We start from the raw sequence: 17,797 nt of genomic DNA on the forward strand, positions 1-17,797 counted from the left end.
GCCGTCCCTCATGTGCTCTCGCCCGGTGCAGAGCCACGGGTCCGTTCGGAGTCCAATGCCGTTTGGAGGATCACCGTAGCGGCAGCCTGGTCGATGATGCCCCGCGTGGTGCGGGACGAGCGCCCGCCCTGGCGCAGCAGGCTGTGGGCGCTGGTGGTCGTCATCCGCTCGTCGAACAGCCGGATCGGGACCGGCGAGATGGCCGGGAGCAGCTTTGCGCAGAACGCCCGCACCTTGGTCGCCGCAGGCCCCTCACGGCCCGACAGCCCCATCGGCAGGCCCACGACGCACTCGAGGACGTCGAGCTCCGCGACGAGCTCGGCGATCCGCGGGATCGCGCCGGGCCCGGCCGCCACGGTCTCGACGGGCGTCGCCAGGATCCCGTCCGGATCGCTCACCGCGATGCCGATCCGGACGTCACCGACGTCCACGCCGAGCCGTCTCCCGCGGCGCATCAGGCGAGCGCCGCCTCGACCGCCGCGAGCGCGGCCGGGATGCCGGCGACGTCGGAGCCGCCGCCCTGCGCGACGTCCGCCTTGCCGCCGCCCTTGCCGCCGATCTGCTGGCCGACGACCTTGATGAGGTCGTTGGCCGACAGTCCACGCTCCTGGGCCGCAGGGTTGAGCGCCACGACCGCGGCGGGCTTGTCGCCCGCGTCGCCGATCACGACGACGACCGCGGGACGGTCGGCGAGGCGCTTGCGGATGTCGAGCGCGATCGTGCGCACGTCTCCCCCGCCCGCACCGGCAGCGTGGTGACCGACGTACGCGACGCCGCCCACGTCCTTGGCCGATGCGGCGATGTCGCCTGCGGCGCCGAGCAGCTGCGCGGCCTTGATCTTCTCGGCCGCCTTCTCGGCTGCCTTGAGGCGGTCCATCAGGTCCTGCACGCGGCCGGGCACGTCGTCGGGCTGGGTCTTGAGGATGTCGGTGAGCTGGCGGACGACGTCGCGCTCCTTGGCGAGGTACTGGAAGCCCTCGATGCCGGTGAGGGCCTCGACGCGCCGGTTGCCCGCGCCGACCGATCCGTCGGACGTGATGACGACCGTGCCGACCTGCGAGGAGTGGTCGACGTGGGTGCCGCCGCACAGCTCGCGGGACCACGGTCCGCCGATCTCGACGACGCGCACGTCCTCGCCGTACGTCTCGCCGAACAGCGCGAGGGCTCCCCACTCGCGGGCCGCGGCCAGCGACATGATGCGTGCGGTGACGGGCAGGTCCGCGCGCAGCGCGCGGTTGGAGACCTCCTCGACGCTGTGCAGCTGCTCGGGCGACAGCGCGCCGCTCCAGCCGTAGTCGAGGCGCAGGTAGCCGGGCCGGTTGTAGGAGCCGGACTGCAGCGCGGTGGGGCCGAGCACCTCGCGCAGCGCCGCGTGCACGATGTGGGTGCCCGAGTGCGCCTGGCGCGCGCCGAGACGCCACTCCGGGTCGACGGCCGCCTCGAGCGTGGCGTCGAGGGTGAGCTCACCGTCGAGCACACGCACCTGGTGCACGACGAGACCGCGCACGGGACGCTGCACGTCGAGCACCTCGGCGCGTCCGCCGTCCCACACGAGGTGGCCGGCGTCTGCGTTCTGGCCGCCTGACTCGGCATAGAACGGGGTGCGGTCGAGCACGACCTCACCGATCGTGCCGGCGGCGATCGCCAGCACGGTGGAGCCTGCCGCGATGAGCGCGAGCACGCGCGACTCGGTGGTGAGCGTCGTGTACGCCTGCCAGTCGGTCGGGCCGTTGGCGTCGAGCGCGGCGCGGTAGACCGTGGTGTCGGCGTGGCTGCCCTTCTTGGCCCTGGCGTCGGCCTTGGCGCGCGAGCGCTGCTCGGCCATGAGCGCGCGGAAGCCCTCCTCGTCGACGCTGAGGCCCTGCTCCGAGGCCATCTCCAGCGTCAGGTCGATCGGGAAGCCGTACGTGTCGTGCAGGGCGAACGCCTGGTCGCCGGACAGCGAGGTGCCGCCCTTGTCCTTGACCGCGACGGCTGCGCTCTCGAAGATCTGCGTGCCCTTGCCGAGGGTCTGGCGGAACGTGTCCTCCTCCGCGTACGCGATCTGTGCGATGCGCGGGAAGTCGGCCTCGAGCTCGGGATAGGACGCCTTCATGCGCTCCAGGCTGACCGGCAGCAGCAGCGGCAGCGCGGGGTCCTCGAAGCCGAGCAGGCGCATCGAGCGCACCGCGCGGCGCAGCAGCCGGCGCAGGACGTACCCGCGGGCCTCGTTGCCCGGCGTCACGCCGTCGCCCATCAGCATCAGCCCGCTGCGGACGTGGTCGGCGATGACCCGGAAGCGCACGTCGTCGGTGTGGTCCTTGCCGTAGACGCGACCGGAGACCTCCGACGCCTTCTCGATGACCGGGAAGACCTCGTCGATCTCGTAGAGGTTGTGCTTGCCCTGGAGCAGGTACGCGACCCGCTCCAGGCCCATGCCGGTGTCGATGTTCTTGTTGGGCAGCTCGCCGAGGACGTCGAACTGGTCCTTGGCGCGGACGTTGGTGATCTCCTCCTGCATGAACACGAGGTTCCAGATCTCCAGGAAGCGGTCCTCGTCGACGATTGGTCCGCCGTCGGGGCCGAACTCGGGGCCACGGTCCACGTAGATCTCGCTGCAGGGTCCGCCCGGTCCGGGGACGCCCATGTGCCAGTAGTTGTCGAGCAGGCCGCGGTCCTGGATGCGCTCGTCGGGCAGCCCGGCGACCTTCTTCCACAGCGCGCGCGACTCCTGATCGGTGTGCAGCACCGTGACCCAGATCTTGTCGGGGTCGATGCCGAGGCCGCCCTCGTCGACGGATCCGGTGATCAGGCCCCACGCGTGCGTGATGGCGCCTTCCTTGAAGTAGTCACCGAACGAGAAGTTGCCGTTCATCTGGAAGAACGTGCCGTGGCGGGTGGTCTTGCCGACCTCCTCGATGTCGAGGGTGCGCACGCACTTCTGCACGCTCGTCGCGGTGTGCCACGGCGGGGTCTCCTGGCCGAGGAAGTACGGCTTGAACGGCACCATGCCGGCGTTGACGAACAAGAGGTTGGGGTCGTCGAACAGCAACGGCGCCGAGGGCACGACGGTGTGTCCCGCCTTCTCGAAGTGGTCGAGGAATCGGCGGCGGATCTCCGCGGTCTGCATCAGGTTGCCTTCTTGTCGGGTGCGGCCTCGTCGGGGCGGTTCGCCTCGAGGCTCAGGGAGGACTGGGGGTCGTCGGTCAGCCGACGGATGATGTCGCGCTCACGGGTCTGCATGCCGTCCTGCATCTCGGCACTGAACGCCCGCCAGCCGAGGCCGAGCGCCGCGGCCTGGTCGACGAGGCCGGGTGCCGACAACCGGTAGGCGGCGCGGCGGGTCTTGACGGTGCTGTAGATCCCGGCCGCGGAGCCCGCGACGAACCACACGATGCGCGACCTCATCAGGACCCCAGCCATTCGTCGGAAGGTGACGACGGCCGGGCCGAGCGCACGGCCCGCCGGCCGGCCTGCAGGCGTTCGCGCCGACGGCGACGGAACTCGCGGCGCATCATCGCGGCGATGCGGTCGCGGCTCTCGGCCCGCAGGGCGTGCGCGAAGCCGTGGGCGTACACCGACAGGCGGACGCCCGGGCGACCGAGCGCGGCCTGCACGACCTGCTGCTCGCTCGGAGGGACGACGAGGCGCCCCTCCACGACACGTGGGACGAGCTCGTCGGAGACGACCGCGGCCGGTGCCTCGGGCTCGTGGAGCACGATCTCCGCGGGCCGGGTCACCGCCGGCTCGGGAGCCGGCAGTGCGGTCTCGGCGCGCGTGATGCGGCGCACCGCGCGCACCGCGATCAGGGCAGCGCAGATCGCGACCGCAGCGAGCACTGCGGTCGCCACCAGGATCACGACCTCTGTCGACACGAGGACGAGCCTATCGCGACGACGGCGAGGATCAATGCGCTGGCCGCGGGGCTCAACGGTCGCGCAGGATCTTGCGGATCATCGCGAGCCGTTCGCTGACCCGGGCCTCGAATCCGTGGTCGCCGGGCTCGTAGTAGGTCGCGCCGTCGACGTCGTCGGGTGCGTACTGCTGACCGACCACGCCGCGCGGGTCGTTGTGCGGGTAGCGGTAGTCGTGCCCGTGCCCGAGCTTCTTGGCCCCCGAGTAGTGCGCGTCACGCAGCGCGGGCGGCACCGTGCCGACCTTGCCCGCGCGGACGTCGGCCTGTGCGCGGTCGATCGCGACCACGACCGAGTTGGACTTGGGGGCGGCCGCGAGGTGGATCACGGCCTGGGCCAGCGGGATCCGGGCCTCGGGGAAGCCGATCATGGCGACGGCCTGCGCGGTCGCGGTGGCCAGCGGCAGCGCGGTCGGGTCGGCCATGCCGATGTCCTCGCTCGCATGGATCATCAGCCGGCGGGCGATGAAGCGCGGGTCCTCCCCCGCCTCGATCATCCGCGCCAGGTAGTGCAGCGCGGCGTCGACGTCGGAGCCCCTGATCGACTTGATGAACGCACTGATGACGTCGTAGTGCTGATCGCCCTGCCGGTCGTAGCGGACCGCCGCCTTGTCGACCGCGAGCGCCGCGTCCTCGACGTCGATCTCGGCCTTGCCCTGGGTCGTGGCGGCACCCGCGGCGGCCTCGAGGTACGTCAGCACGCGCCGGCCGTCGCCGCCCGCGAGGCGTACGAGATGGGACCTGGCCTCCTCGGTCAGCGTCACCGCACCACCGAGACCACGCTTGTCGGTGAGCGCGCGGTCGACCAGCACGCCGATGTCGTCGTCGGTGAGGCTCTCCAGGGTGAGCAGCAGGCTGCGGCTCAGCAGCGGCGAGATCACGCTGAAGTGCGGGTTCTCGGTCGTCGCCGCGACCAGCGACACCCACCTGTTCTCGACACCGGGCAGCAGGGCGTCCTGCTGGGACTTGCTGAACCGGTGCACCTCGTCGACGAACAAAACAGTCTCGACACCGGTCTGCGCGAGGGCCCGGCGGGCGCCGGCGATCGTCTCGCGGACCTCCTTGACGCCTGCGGACACCGCCGAGACCTCGACGAAGCGGCGGTCGGTGTGGGCGCTCAGCAGGCTCGCGATCGTGGTCTTGCCCGTGCCGGGCGGGCCCCACAGCAGGATCGTGAGCGGCTGGTTGCCGTCGATCATCTGCCGCAACGGGGAGCCCGGCGCGAGCAGGTGCTGCTGGCCCACGAGCTCGTCGAGCGAGCGCGGCCGCATGCGTACGGCCAGCGGCGCCGAGGAGTGGGTGTTGCCGCTGAGGCTTCCCCCACCGCTGCCCGTCGTCGGCGGAGCGTCCGGGATGTCGAACAGGCCGTCGGAGCTCATGCCCCGAGCCTAGTTGCCCCCACCGACCCCCGCCCCCGCCCATCACCCGATTCCCAGGAGAACCCCGGTTTCCTCACCGGGTCACGCAGGAACCCGGCACCTCTCCCCTGTCGCAACAGGGGTGAGGTGCCGGGTTCCGGGGTTCTCCTGGGAATCCGCGCCCGAGGTGCGCCTCAGGCGTCGGGAGTCTCCGCCTTCGGCTTCCAGTCGACGCCGGCGTCGCGGCGCTGCTCGGGCGTGATCGGCGCGGGCGCCGCGGTCAGCGGGTCGTAGCCGCCGCCGGACTTCGGGAAAGCGATGACCTCACGGATCGAGTCCGCACCGGCGAGCATCGCGCAGATCCGGTCCATGCCGACCGCGATGCCGCCGTGCGGCGGGGCGCCGAACGTGAACGCGTCGAGCAGGAAGCCGAACTTCTCCTGCGCCTCGGCCTCTTCGATGCCCATGACCGCGAACACCCGCTTCTGGATGTCCTCGCGGTGGATACGGATCGACCCGCCGCCCAGCTCGCTGCCGTTGCAGACGATGTCGTACGCCCAGGCGAGCGCGTTGCCCGGATCGGTGTCGAACGTCTCGAGGTCCTGCGGCGAGGTGAACGCGTGGTGCACCGCGGTCCACGCGCCCTTGCCGACCGCCACGTCACCGGACGCCACCGCGTCACCGGAGGGCTCGAACAGCGGCGCGTCGACGACCCAGACGAACTCCCAGGCGTTCTTGTCGATCAGGCCGCAGCGCTCGCCGATCTCCAGGCGGGCAGCGCCCAGCAGGCCCCGAGTCGCCTTCGTGGCACCGGCGCCGAAGAAAATGCAGTCGCCCGGCTTCGCGCCGACGTGGCCGGCCAGACCGGCCCGCTCGGCGTCCGACAGGTTCTTGGCCACCGGACCGCCGAGCTCGCCGTCCTCGGAGATCGTGACGTACGCGAGACCCTTCGCACCACGCTGCTTGGCCCACTCCTGCCACGCGTCGAACTGACGCCGCGGCTGGGAGGCTCCGCCCGGCATGACGACCGCACCGACGTACTCGGCCTGGAACACCCGGAACGAGGTGTCCTTGAAGAACTCGGTGCACTCGACGAGCTCCTGGCCCATGCGCAGGTCGGGCTTGTCCGAGCCGAAGCGGCGCATCGCGTCCGCGTACGTCATGTGCGGGATGGGAGTCGGCACCTCGTAGCCGATGAGCGACCACATCGCGCGGATGATGTCTTCCATCAGCTCGATGACGTCGGCCTGCTCGACGAAGCTCATCTCGATGTCGAGCTGGGTGAACTCGGGCTGGCGGTCGGCGCGGAAGTCCTCGTCGCGGTAGCAGCGCGCGATCTGGTAGTAGCGCTCCATGCCGCCGACCATCAGCAGCTGCTTGAACAGCTGCGGGCTCTGCGGCAACGCGTACCAGCTGCCGGGCTTGAGCCGGGCCGGGACGAGGAAGTCACGGGCGCCCTCAGGGGTGGAGCGGGTCAGCGTCGGCGTCTCGATCTCGACGAAGTCGCGCCCGGCCAGCACCTCACGGGCCGCGGCGTTGACCTTGCTGCGCAGACGGATCGCCGCTGCGGGGCCCGAGCGGCGCAGGTCGAGGTAGCGGTACTTCAGGCGCGCCTCCTCGCCCACATCCACGTGGTCGTCGATCGGGAACGGCAGGGGTGCCGCGGCGCTGAGGATCTCGACGTCGTCCGCGATGACCTCGATCTCACCGGTCGGGATCGCGGAGTTCTCGTTGCCCGCGGGCCGCTGCTGGACGGTGCCGACGACCTTGATGCAGTACTCGGCGCGCAGCTGGTGCGCGACCTCCTCGCGGACGACGACCTGCACGACGCCCGAGGCCTCGCGCAGATCGATGAAGGCGACACCGCCGTGGTCTCGCCGACGCGCGACCCATCCGGCGAGCGTGACCTGTTGGCCGATGTTCTCGGCGCGCAGGCTTCCGGCGTCATGGGTGCGGATCACGTGTTCTGCTCCTTGGGGGAGATCGAGGGGGTCAAGTCGATGGTAGGTGGCATCCACTGGTCCGGGTCGGCGTCGACCTGGTCACCGCTGCGGATGTCCTTGACGGCGGACGGCGGGAACCAGACGTACGGGATCCCGCGCTTCTCGGCGTTCTGGATCTGCTTGCCGAACTTGTCGGCCTTCGCGGCGACCTCCGTGGGGATGCCGCGCGCCCGCAGACGTCCGGCGATCGCATTGCTCTCGGCGCGCGAGTCCTCCGAGTCCACCGCGACGAGCACCGCGGACGGCACCGAGCGGGACGCCGACAGGCCGAGCGGCACGAGCAGGCGCGAGACGCCGAGCGAGATGCCGACGCCAGGGTACGTCGAGCGGCGGTCCTGCGCGAGCTGGTCGTAGCGGCCGCCCGAGCAGATCGAGCCGAGGTGCTCCCAGCCGGCCAGCCGGGTCTCGAAGACCGTGCCGGTGTAGTAGTCCAGGCCGCGGGCGATGCGCAGGTCGGCCGTGACGATGACGCCCTCGACCCCTCCGGCGCCCTCGACGACCTGGGCGAGCTCGGACAGGCCCTCGGCGAGCATCTCGTGCTCGACGCCGAGCGCCTCGACGCGCGCCACGAAGGAGGTGTCGGTCGTGACGATCTCGGCCAGCGCCAGCACGCGATCGGCCTGCGTCCCGTCGAGCCCCTGCTCGAGCAGGAGCTCGCGGATCTTGTCCGCCGGCACCTTGTCGAGCTTGTCGACGACCTGCATGACGGCCGCGGGCTGCTCGATGCCCAGCCCCAGGTAGAAGCCCTCGAGGATCTTGCGGTTGCTGATCTGGAGGGTGGGCGTCGGGATCGGCAGCCCGGCCAGCGCCTCGGCCATCACGCGGGCGACCTCGATGTCGAAGTGGAACGGCAGCACGTCCCGCGCGACGATGTCGATGTCGGCCTGGGTGAACTCGCGGAAGCGACCCTGCTGGGGACGCTCACCGCGCCAGACCTTCTGGATCTGCCAGCGGCGGAACGGGAACTCGAGCTTGCCCGCGTTCTCCAGGACGTACCGGGCGAACGGGACCGTCAGGTCGTAGTGCAGCGCGAGCTCGGCCGGCTCCCCGTCCGCGGCGGCCAGCCGCTTGACGGCGTAGACCTCCTTGTCGATCTCGCCCTTGCGCAGCAGGACGTCGAGCGGCTCGACCGCGCGCGTCTCGATGCCCGCAAAGCCGTGGAGCTCGAACGTGCGGCGCAGGTGGTCCAGCACCTGCTGCTCGACGATCCGCTCGCGCGGCAGGAACTCGGGGAAGCCCGACAGCTTGGTCGCCATCAGGACATCAGCTCCTCGAGGAAGGGGTTGGTCGCGCGCTCGCGGCCGATCGACGTCTGCCCGCCGTGCCCGGGCAGCACGACGACGTCGTCGGCCAGCGGGAGGACGCGGTCACGCAGGCTGTCGAGCATCTGGGGGTGTGAGCCGCCGGTCAGGTCGGTGCGCCCGATCGAGCCGGCGAACAGGAAGTCGCCGGAGAACATGATCTGCGAGACGTCCTCGGGCCCGTCGTAGTCGACGCGGTAGAAGACCGTGCCCGGGGTGTGACCCGGCACGTGGTCGACCGCGAAGGTCAGCCCGTCGACCTCGATCTCGGCGCCGTCGACCGCATCGCGCACGTCGGCCGGCTCGGCGAACTCGGGCATCTCGGTCATGCCCAGCTGGCTCCGCAGCATCGCGGCGGACTGGCCCGAGATCGCGGCCATCGGGTCGCTCAGCAGGTGCCGGTCATCGGGGTGGATCCAGACCGGGCAGTCGTACGTCGCCGCGACGTCCTGGGCGTTCCACATGTGGTCGAAGTGCCCGTGGGTGATGAGGACGGCCTGGGGCCGCAGGTCGTGCTCGGCGACGACCTGGCGCACGCCGTCCATCGCGTCCATGCCGGGATCGACGATCGCACAGCCCGTGCCCGGGCCACGTGAGACGAGGTAGCAGTTCGCCTGCAACGGACCGGCAGGAAATGACGTGAGGAGCACGTGGCACAGGGTACGCGAGGCGGGTGAGATGCCCCGAGCGCGCCTGCACCTAGACTGTGGCTCATGAGCTCTGCGCCCACGAACCCTTGGGGTCGTGTCGACGATGACGGCAACGTCTACGTGAAGACCACCGACGGTGAACGACTGATCGGCCAGTGGCCCGGCGGTGACCCCGCCGAGGCGATGGCCTTGTACGTCCGACGCTTCGAGGGACTCGAGGTCGAGGTCGACCTCCTGGAGAAGCGGCTGGAGGGTGGCACGCTGTCCCCCGACGACGCCGCCAAGGCGATGACGAAGGTGCGTGCGCAGCTCGTCGACGCCCAGGCGATGGGAGACCTCGACTCGCTCGTCAAGCGCCTCGACGCCCTGCAGCCGGCGATCGACAAGCACCGCGAGGAGCGCAAGGTCGAGCGTGCGGCCAAGGTCGCCGAGGCCGCGACGGAGAAGACGCGCATCGCCGAGGCGGCCGAGAAGATCGCCGCGGGCAATGACTGGAAGGCCGGCGCCGACAAGCTCCGCGCCCTGCTGGAGGAGTGGAAGGCGCTCCCCCGTCTCAGCAAGTCCGCCGACGACGAGCTGTGGCACCGCTTCAGCTCGGCGCGCACGACGTACACACGTCGCCGCAAGAGCCACTTCGGCGAGCAGTCGACCCTCCGCGAGGCCGCCAAGGTCACCAAGGAGCGGCTCATCGCCGAGGCCGAGGCACTGTCGACGTCGACCGAGTGGGGTCCGACAGCGGGCAAGTACCGCGACCTGATGGCCGAGTGGAAGAAGGCCGGCTCCGCACCGCGCAACGTCGAGGACAAGCTCTGGAAGCGGTTCCGCGCCGCCCAGGACGCGTTCTTCACCGCGCGGGACGAGGCCAACGCCGAGCTCGACGCCGAGTACGAGGTCAACGCCGAGAAGAAGCTCGAGATCCTCGCCGACGCCGAGAAGCTGCTGCCGATCACCAACGTGGACGCCGCCCGCAAGGCGTGGCTCGACATCGCCGACCGCTGGGAGGCCGCGGGCAAGGTGCCGCGCGCCAAGATCAGCGAGTTCGAGGGCCGGATCCGCAAGATCGAGCAGGCCGTCAAGGACGCGACCGACAGCCAGTGGAAGAAGACCGATCCGGAGAAGTCCGCCCGCGCGGACGACATGATCGGCAAGCTGCAGCGCGCGATCGACGAGGTGGGCGAGAAGATCGCGGCCGCCGAGGCGAAGGGTGACGCCAAGAAGGTCAAGGACCTGACGGCCGACAAGGAGTCCAAGGAGGCCTTCCTCGAGATGGCCAAGAAGGCCCAGGCCGACTTCTCCTGACCCCCGTCCGCTGAGGAGGGGGTTACCGCCCGCTGACGAGGGGGTTACCGCCCGCTGAGGAGGGGGTTACCGCCCGCTCGCGAGGCGGCGCCCACCCCTGTGGACGGCGTGATGGACCGCGCCGGGCTGCATGTACTTGCATCCCCACATGGCGACATTGATCAACGACGGGTTTCCGTTCACGACGGCCCAGGCACCTGAGCTGGGCCTCACCCCGAAGATGCTGCGGCTCCGACTCGACCAGGGACTCGTCCGTCGCGTCTTCCGCAGCGTGTACGTCGATGCCGCCGTACCCGACTCCCGCAGCGGACGGGTTCGTGCCCTGACGCTCGTCACCCCCGAGAACGCGATCGTCTGCGACGAGACTGCTGCCTGGGTCCGCGGTCTCGACGTGCACGCGCCCGGACGTCGCCGGGACCTCACGCCGTCCATGGTCGTCCGGCACGGCATGGCGAGGGTGGAGCGGCCCGGGAGCATGGGCCGGCAGGCGATCATCTCCAGCGACGACATCGAGTTCGTCGACGGACTGTTCGTCACCACGTCGCTGCGCACCACGTCGGACCTGCTGAGGCGCATGTACCGCCCGTACGCATTGGCCGCCGCGGACGCCTTCGCCCACGCAGGACTGATCGACGTCGACGAGCTCGCTGAGTACGTCGCTCGGCTCAAGGGATACCGGGGCATCGTCCAGGCACGCAGCCTCGCCGCGCTCGTGGAGCCCAAGACGCAGTCGCCCGGCGAGTCCTGGCAGCGGCTGCGCATCCTCGATGCCGGCCTGCCACCACCTGAGCCCCAGTTCGAGGTCATCGACGACTTCGGCCGGTCCTACTTCATCGACCTGCCGTATCCGGACGTGCTCATCGGCACCGAGTACGACGGCCGTGAGTTCCACACAGACGAAGTTCACCGTCGACACGACCAGGGACGCCGCGACTATCTCTCGGAGCTCTACGGATGGCAGTGGGTCATCGGCACACGAGAACGCATCTTCGGCGACGACACATCGTTCGAGCACGAGCTGGGCGAGGCGCTCGGGATCACGCCCTTGTCCCGGTGGTGGGGAACGGGGCAGCGGCGCCCTCGCCGCAGGGCGGCGCGGGCCTCGTGACGGGGCCGGAACCCGCTCCTCGCGGGGCGGGAAGGGCCTCGTCAGCGTTGTGTCATTGGGTGAGGCGGTAGACGTCGAAGACGCCTTCGACGGTGCGGACGGCGCTGAGGACGTGGCCGAGGTGCTTGGGATCGGCCATCTCGAAGGTGAACTTGGACTTGGCCACCCGGTCGCGACCTGTCGACAGGGACGCCGACAAGATGTTGACGTGCTGATCGGAGATCACGCGCGTGATGTCGCTGAGCAGACGGGGCCGGTCGAGTCCCTCGACCTGGATCGCGACGAGGAACGTGCTCTTGCCGGTCGGCGCCCACCGCACGGCCACCAGGCGCTCGGGCTGGCTCCGCAGCGAGATCAGGTTGGCGCAGTCCGCCCGGTGCACCGACACACCGTCGCCGCGGGTCACGAAGCCCTCGATCGCATCGCCGGGCACGGGCGTGCAGCACCGGGCGAGCTTGACCATGACGTCGTCGCCCTCGAGACCCTCGACGATGACTCCGGCGTCGCGCGGATCGGCACGACGCCTCGAGCCGATGCTCGGCAGGGTCGTCGCCTCGGCGAGATCCTCCTGCGCACCCTCGCGGCCGCCCGCGAGGTCGATCACGCGCTCGACGACGCTCTGCGCGCCCACGTTGCCCTCACCGACGGCCGCGTACAACGTCGACACGTCGGGCAGGTGGAGCTCGGCAGCGACGGTCGCGAGCGTCTCGTGCTTGAACAGGCGATGGAGCGGCAGGCCCTCCTTGCGCATCTGCTTGGCGATGAGGTCCTTGCCGCGCTCGATGGCCTCCTCGCGACGCTCCTTGGTGAACCACTGGCGGATCTTGTTGCGCGCACGGGGGCTGACGACGAACTCGAGCCAGTCGCGGCTCGGGCCCGCGTCGGGCGACTTGGACGTGAAGATCTCGACGACGTCGCCGCTCTCCAGCGTCGACTCCAGCGACACCAGGCGTCCGTTGACCCGCGCGCCGATGCACGCGTGCCCGACCTCGGTGTGCACCGCGTACGCGAAGTCGACCGGCGTCGCCTTGGCCGGCAGCTGGATCAGGTCGCCGCGCGGCGTGTACGCGTAGACGCCTGCGTTGTTGATCTCGAAGCGCAGCGAGTCCAGGAAGTCGACCGAGCTCTCGGTCTCGGACTGCCAGTCGAGCAGCTCGCGCAGCCACACCATGTCGCTGCTGTCGGGGGCCTTGCCGCCGGTCTTCACGCCGCCGGCCGCATCCTCCTTGTACTTCCAGTGCGCCGCGACGCCGTACTCGGCCCGGCGGTGCATCGCGTAGGTGCGGATCTGCAGCTCGACGGGCTTGCCCTGCGGGCCGATCACCGTGGTGTGCAGTGACTGGTACATGTTGAACTTCGGGACCGAGATGTAGTCCTTGAACCGTCCCGGGATGGGGTTCCACCGGGCGTGAAGCACGCCGAGGACGCCGTAGCAGTCGGCCACGGTGTCGACCAGGATGCGCACCCCGACGAGGTCGAAGATGTCGGAGAACTCCCGGCCGCCCAGCAGCATCTTCTGGTAGATCGAGTAGTAGTGCTTGGGCCGGCTGGAGACCGTGGCCTTCAGCTTGACGTGGCGCAGGTCGGACTCGACGTCGCTGACCACCCGCTCGAGGAACTGCTCGCGCGACGGCGCGCGGTCGGCGACGAGCCGGACGATCTCGTCGTAGACCTTGGGGTGCAGCGTCGCGAACGCGAGGTCCTCGAGCTCCCACTTGATCGTGTTCATGCCGAGGCGGTGGGCCAGGGGCGCAAAGATCTCGATCGTCTCGCGCGCGATCCGCTCCTGCTTGTCCTGACGCAGGTAGCGCAGCGTGCGCATGTTGTGCAGGCGGTCGGCGAGCTTGATGACCAGCACGCGGATGTCGCGGCTCATCGCCACGACCATCTTGCGGATCGTCTCGGACTGGGCCGAGTCGCCGTACTTGACCTTGTCGAGCTTGGTCACGCCGTCGACCAGCTGGCGCACCTCGTCACCGAAGTCCGCGGACAGCTGGTCCAGCGTGTAGGGGGTGTCCTCGACCGTGTCGTGCAGCAGGGCCGCGCACAGGGTCGGGGCCGTCATGCCGAGCTCGGCGAGGATCGTGGCCACCGCGAGCGGGTGGGTGATGTACGGGTCGCCGCTCTTGCGCTTCTGCCCGTCGTGCATCTGCTCGGCGATCCGGTACGCCTTCTGGAGCACCGCGATGTCGCCCTTGGGGTGGGTCGACCGGTAGATCTTGATCAGCGGGTCGAGCACCGTGTCGGGCGAGCTGCCCTTGCTGCCGCCGATGCGGGCGAGACGGTTGCGGACGCGCGCAGACGCGGGCGCCGAGTCGTTCTTCGACTCGACCGCCGGTGCTTCGGTGCGATCAGCCACGCGCTCTCCTCACTGTCTGTTCAGTCTAGTCGGCCGCCGGTCATGCAACGGTCAGAGGAGCTCGCCGAGCAGGGTCGCTGCGGCGCCGAGCACGAGGATCGCGACCAGCACGAGCGCAACGATGCGGACCTGGTGGGGGTTCATGGCTCTCGATTCGTCGGGGGTCAGTACGTGCGGAGGGCTGCGCAGCCGGTCGGCGCGAGCCGTTCGGCCCCGCCGAGCTCGGAGATCTCGATCAGGACGAGGTTGCCGGCCACGACTCCCCCGGCCTGGGTGACCAGGTCCGTCGCAGCGGCCATCGTGCCGCCCGTCGCAAGGATGTCGTCGACCACGAGCACGCGGGATCCCGACACGATCGCGTCGAGGTGCATGTGCAGCGAGGCCGAGCCGTACTCCAGGTCGTACGACGTGGAGTGCGAGGCGGACGGCAGCTTGCCGGGCTTGCGGACCGGGACGAACCCGGCTCCGATGCGAAGGGCGATCGCCGGTCCGAAGATGAATCCGCGCGCCTCGATGCCCAGCACTGCGTCGACCGGACCGAAGCCCTCGGCGAGATCGACCAGCCCGTCGACGACCGCGGCGAGAGCCTCGGCGTCCGCGAGCAGCGGGGTGATGTCACGGAACGTGACACCCGGCTCCGGCCAGTCCGGGATCTGTCGTACGAGCCGGTCGATCGTGGCATCCAGGTCGGTCATGCAGGTCCTCTCGCGGGCGGGTGCTGGGCGATCGGGCTCGTCGGAGCCCACCGTCCAGGGTACGAGCCTACGAACCGCCCTTGCCGCGCTGGGACCGGGGCTTGCGACTGGGCTGCGCCCGCTTGGCCGCGGCCGACGGTCGCACGGTCCGTGCGGGCGCCGGCGCGCCGGCCGGGACGGGGGTCTCGCCCTCCCGGGCCTCCTTGGCCCGCCGCGCCATGACCCTCGCGGCCTGCGCCTTGATCGCCGGCTCGCGCTCCTTGAGCTGCGAGGCGAGCGGCGTCGCGATGAAGATCGAGGAGTACGCACCGGCGAGCATGCCGACGAACAGTGCGAGCGCGAGGTCCTTGAGCGGACCGGTGCCGAGGATGAAGACACCCGCGAACAACAGGGCAGCGACCGGGAGCAGGGCCGTGATCGAGGTGTTGATCGATCGGACCAGGGTCTGGTTGAGCGCCAGGTTGGCCTGCTCGGCGTACGTCCTGGTGGTCGAGGTCAAGATGCCCTTCGTGTTCTCGCGGACCTTGTCGAACACCACCACGGTGTCGTACAGCGAGAAGCCGAGGATCGTCAGCAGTCCGGTGACCGTCGCCGGGGTGACCTCGAAGCCGGACAGCGCGTACACGCCTGCGGTGATGACCAGGTCGTGGATCAGGGCGACGATGCCGGCCACCGACATCCGCCACTCGCGGAAGTACGCCCAGATGAACACCACGACGATCAGCAGGAACACGATCAGGCCGGTGAGGGCCTTGGTCGCGACCTGTTTGCCGTACGTGGGGCCGATGAGGTTCTGGCTCACCTCGGTCGCGCCGGCCTTCTTCAGCGAGTCGGTGACCTGGGTGGCCTCGTCCTGCGTCAGGGCGCGGGTCTGGATGCGGATCGTGTCGTTGCCGGACGTCTGCACCGTCGGGTCGCCCGCATCGGGCACCCCGGCGTCCTCGACGGCCTGGATCATCGCGTCGGAGGACTGGACGTCGGCGACCGCGACCTTCGCGGTGAACTCGACACCGCCCTTGAACTCCACGCCGTAGTTGAAGCCGCGCACCATGAACGCGAGCGCTGCGACGACGACGATGGCCGCCGAGATCGCGTAGAAGAGCTTGCGCCGGCCGATGAAGTCGAACGACACGCGTCCTTCGTAGAGGTTGTGCCCGAACGTGCTGATGCGGCTCATCGGCTGACCTTCTCTGCCTTGTTCGGTTGCGTGCGCGCGATCTCGGTGACCTTGCGGCCCGTGATGCCCAGGTGACTCGCGTCGAGCCCGGACAGCTTGTGGCCCTGGCCGAAGAACTTCGTCCGGGCGAGCAGCGAGACCAGCGGCTTGGTGAAGAAGAACACCACGAACACGTCGATCAGCGTCGTGAGGCCGAGCGCGAACGCGAATCCGCGCACGACACCGATCGCGAAGATGAACAGCGTGATCGCGGCGATGATCGAGACCGCGTCGGCGGCCAGGATCGTGCCGCGGGCGCGTACCCAGCCGGCCTCGACGGCCAGGCGCAGCGACTTGCCGTCACGCACCTCGTCGCGGATGCGTTCGAAGAACACGATGAACGAGTCGGCGGTGATGCCGATCGCCACGATCAGTCCCGCGATGCCCGGCAGCGTCAGGGTGAACCCGACGCCCTTGCCGAGCAGCAGCACCATGACGTACGTCAGGGCCGACGCCACGGCCAGCGAGCCGATGATGACCAGGCCCAGGCCGCGGTAGTAGAACAAGCAGTAGACGATGACCAGGAGCAGGCCGATCACGCCCGCGACCAGACCGGCATCGAGCTGCGTGCCGGCAAGCGACGGGCCGATCTCCTCGCTGCCGTTGACGGCGAACGTCAGGGGAAGAGCGCCGAACTTCAGCTGGTTGGACAGCGCCTTGGCCGAGTCGGCGTTGAAGCCGCCGGTGATCTGCGAGACGCCGTTGTTGATCGGCGCCTGTGACGCGGGCGCCGTGATCGTCTCACCGTCGAGCACGATCGCGAACCGGTTCTGGCCCGGGGTCAGCGCGGTGGTGACGGTCTTGAAGGCCGACTTGCCCTCACCCTTGAGCTCGATGCGCACGCTCCACTCGGCACGCTGCGCGTCGTACTGGGGCTCGGCGCTCTTGATGTCGGAGCCGGGGATGACCGTCGGGCTGAGGATCTGCACCTCGCCGTTGGACGTGTCGCAGGTGACCAGAGGCTTGCCGGCGACATCGTCGACGTCGACGCCCTCGGGGTTGCACACGAAGCCGGCTGCCTCCTTCTGCAGCGCGGCGATACCGGCCTGGTACGCCTTGGGCAGGGTCTGGACCCCCTGCAGCTCGGCCTGGATCATCTGGTCGAGCGTGAGCTTGCTCCAGTCGATGCCGTCGATGATCTTCTGCTGGGCCGCAGCGTCCTTGGCCGCGAGCGGCTTGGTCGCGCTCGGCAGGTTGCCTGCCCAGAGCAGTCGGAACCGCAGCTGGGCGGTCTTGCCGACCTCGTCGACGATGCCGGCCTTGCGCTCACCGGGGATCTCGATGATCACCTGGTCGTTGCCCTGGGTGGTCACCTCGGCCTCGGTCACGCCTGTCGCGTTGACGCGCTGGTCGATGATGTTGCGCGCCTGGTCGAGCTTGTCCTTGGTGACGTCGCCCTCGGTGGCCTTGGCCTGCAGGCTGATGCGCGTACCGCCCTCGAGGTCGAGCCCGAGCCGGGGCTGCCACGCACTGTCCTCGCCCTTGTCGGTGCCGAGGTTGATCAGCGCGACCAGCGCGTAGAGCGCCAGAAGCACGACCAGGAACAGGGTGAGCGTCCTCTTGGGACGAGGAAGCGAAGAGCTGCGCTGCGGGGATTTTGCCATCAGCTGTCTGTGCTCGATTCAGGCTCGGTCTCGATCTCGTCGGCGATGATGCGCGAGACCGCGTGGCGGTTGACGGTGATCACGGTCCCGGGTGCGACGAGCAGCTCGACGGTCTCGTCACCGATCGTGACGGTCTCACCGAAGATGCCGCTGGCCAGCATGACCCGCTGACCCGGAGCGAGCTGGCTCTGCAGCCCTTGGAAGTCGCGCCGTTGGGCACGTGCCGGCCGAAGGACCAGGAACCAGAAGGCCAGGACCAAGATGGCAATCGGCAGCAGGGTGGATGCCCAGTTTTCCACGGTGGATCTCCCG

The 17,797-nt window shown here is 69.7% G+C and carries 15 protein-coding genes; 2 read left to right on the plus strand and 13 right to left on the minus strand.

Annotated elements, in window-relative coordinates; translation table 11 throughout:
* Positions 1-8 precede the first annotated feature (8 nt).
* The 8 genes from ruvX to GEV26_RS10245 form a co-directional block, all read right to left on the minus strand.
* A complete protein-coding gene (gene ruvX, locus GEV26_RS10210; RefSeq protein WP_341769336.1) occupies positions 9-431 on the minus strand; it encodes a Holliday junction resolvase RuvX in 423 nt (140 codons plus the stop codon).
* Positions 432-454: 23 nt separating this feature from the next.
* Entirely contained in the window at positions 455-3,109 is a 2,655-nt protein-coding gene (gene alaS, locus GEV26_RS10215) for an alanine--tRNA ligase (protein WP_153652970.1), read from the minus strand.
* The gene (locus tag GEV26_RS10220; protein WP_153652971.1) at positions 3,109-3,387 is read right to left on the minus strand and encodes a DUF6167 family protein; all 279 of its coding nucleotides are present in this window, start codon (positions 3,385-3,387) and stop codon (positions 3,109-3,111) included. The genes alaS and GEV26_RS10220 overlap by 1 nt, the downstream gene beginning before the upstream one ends.
* Positions 3,387-3,854 carry a hypothetical protein gene (locus tag GEV26_RS10225; RefSeq protein ID WP_153652972.1) on the minus strand — a complete coding sequence of 156 codons (468 nt, stop codon included), beginning with the start codon at positions 3,852-3,854 and terminating at the stop codon, positions 3,387-3,389. The genes GEV26_RS10220 and GEV26_RS10225 overlap by 1 nt, the downstream gene beginning before the upstream one ends.
* 52 nt (positions 3,855-3,906) lie before the next feature.
* Positions 3,907-5,271, minus strand: coding sequence for a replication-associated recombination protein A (locus tag GEV26_RS10230; protein WP_153652973.1), 1,365 nt, complete (start codon positions 5,269-5,271; stop codon positions 3,907-3,909).
* A 173-nt stretch (positions 5,272-5,444) separates the two neighbouring features.
* Positions 5,445-7,211: an aspartate--tRNA ligase gene (gene aspS / locus GEV26_RS10235; RefSeq protein ID WP_153652974.1), complete on the minus strand. Its 1,767-nt coding sequence runs from the start codon at positions 7,209-7,211 to the stop codon at positions 5,445-5,447.
* The gene (hisS, locus tag GEV26_RS10240; RefSeq protein WP_153652975.1) at positions 7,208-8,509 is read right to left on the minus strand and encodes a histidine--tRNA ligase; all 1,302 of its coding nucleotides are present in this window, start codon (positions 8,507-8,509) and stop codon (positions 7,208-7,210) included. The genes aspS and hisS overlap by 4 nt, the downstream gene beginning before the upstream one ends.
* Positions 8,509-9,204, minus strand: a complete 696-nt coding sequence (locus GEV26_RS10245) for an MBL fold metallo-hydrolase (RefSeq protein WP_153652976.1) — start codon at positions 9,202-9,204, stop codon at positions 8,509-8,511. Before GEV26_RS10245 ends, hisS begins: the two co-directional genes overlap by 1 nt.
* A gap of 63 nt (positions 9,205-9,267) precedes the next feature.
* On the opposite strand from GEV26_RS10245, the gene GEV26_RS10250 reads away from it, so the two are divergent.
* Both GEV26_RS10250 and GEV26_RS10255 read left to right on the plus strand, forming a co-directional pair.
* Positions 9,268-10,503, plus strand: a complete 1,236-nt coding sequence (locus tag GEV26_RS10250) for a DUF349 domain-containing protein (RefSeq protein WP_153652977.1) — start codon at positions 9,268-9,270, stop codon at positions 10,501-10,503.
* 148 nt (positions 10,504-10,651) lie between these two features.
* Positions 10,652-11,611: a type IV toxin-antitoxin system AbiEi family antitoxin domain-containing protein gene (locus tag GEV26_RS10255; protein ID WP_153652978.1), complete on the plus strand. Its 960-nt coding sequence runs from the start codon at positions 10,652-10,654 to the stop codon at positions 11,609-11,611.
* Between the two features lie 52 nt (positions 11,612-11,663).
* On the opposite strand, the gene GEV26_RS10260 is transcribed toward GEV26_RS10255, so the two are convergent.
* The 5 genes from GEV26_RS10260 to yajC form a co-directional block, all read right to left on the minus strand.
* Positions 11,664-13,970 carry a RelA/SpoT family protein gene (locus tag GEV26_RS10260; protein ID WP_153652979.1) on the minus strand — a complete coding sequence of 769 codons (2,307 nt, stop codon included), beginning with the start codon at positions 13,968-13,970 and terminating at the stop codon, positions 11,664-11,666.
* Positions 13,971-14,134: 164 nt separating this feature from the next.
* The gene (locus GEV26_RS10265; RefSeq protein ID WP_153652980.1) at positions 14,135-14,665 is read right to left on the minus strand and encodes an adenine phosphoribosyltransferase; all 531 of its coding nucleotides are present in this window, start codon (positions 14,663-14,665) and stop codon (positions 14,135-14,137) included.
* 67 nt (positions 14,666-14,732) lie between these two features.
* Positions 14,733-15,842 (minus strand): protein translocase subunit SecF, encoded by a 1,110-nt coding sequence (gene secF, locus GEV26_RS10270; RefSeq protein ID WP_153652981.1) that lies wholly within the window; start codon positions 15,840-15,842, stop codon positions 14,733-14,735.
* Complete coding sequence (secD, locus tag GEV26_RS10275) at positions 15,839-17,485, minus strand: protein translocase subunit SecD (RefSeq protein WP_153652982.1); 1,647 nt, start codon at positions 17,483-17,485, stop codon at positions 15,839-15,841. Before secD ends, secF begins: the two co-directional genes overlap by 4 nt.
* The gene (yajC, locus tag GEV26_RS10280) at positions 17,485-17,784 is read right to left on the minus strand and encodes a preprotein translocase subunit YajC (protein ID WP_194839816.1); all 300 of its coding nucleotides are present in this window, start codon (positions 17,782-17,784) and stop codon (positions 17,485-17,487) included. Before yajC ends, secD begins: the two co-directional genes overlap by 1 nt.
* Positions 17,785-17,797: the final 13 nt, after the last annotated feature.

Origin of the sequence: Aeromicrobium yanjiei, from assembly GCF_009649075.1 — a bacterium.
Taxonomy (GTDB): Bacteria; Actinomycetota; Actinomycetes; order Propionibacteriales; family Nocardioidaceae; genus Aeromicrobium; species Aeromicrobium yanjiei.

Bases quoted from the DNA above. Each gene is read 5' to 3' on its own strand.
- GEV26_RS10250 (WP_153652977.1), top strand. From the start codon at position 9,268: ATGAGCTCTGCGCCCACGAACCCTTGGGGTCGTGTCGACGATGACGGC.
- secD (WP_153652982.1), bottom strand. From the start codon at position 17,485: ATGGCAAAATCCCCGCAGCGCAGCTCTTCGCTTCCTCGTCCCAAGAGG.
- GEV26_RS10265 (WP_153652980.1), bottom strand. From the start codon at position 14,665: ATGACCGACCTGGATGCCACGATCGACCGGCTCGTACGACAGATCCCG.
- GEV26_RS10230 (WP_153652973.1), bottom strand. From the start codon at position 5,271: ATGAGCTCCGACGGCCTGTTCGACATCCCGGACGCTCCGCCGACGACG.
- alaS (WP_153652970.1), bottom strand. From the start codon at position 3,109: ATGCAGACCGCGGAGATCCGCCGCCGATTCCTCGACCACTTCGAGAAG.
- GEV26_RS10255 (WP_153652978.1), top strand. From the start codon at position 10,652: ATGGCGACATTGATCAACGACGGGTTTCCGTTCACGACGGCCCAGGCA.
- GEV26_RS10220 (WP_153652971.1), bottom strand. From the start codon at position 3,387: ATGAGGTCGCGCATCGTGTGGTTCGTCGCGGGCTCCGCGGCCGGGATC.
- hisS (WP_153652975.1), bottom strand. From the start codon at position 8,509: ATGGCGACCAAGCTGTCGGGCTTCCCCGAGTTCCTGCCGCGCGAGCGG.
- secF (WP_153652981.1), bottom strand. From the start codon at position 15,842: ATGAGCCGCATCAGCACGTTCGGGCACAACCTCTACGAAGGACGCGTG.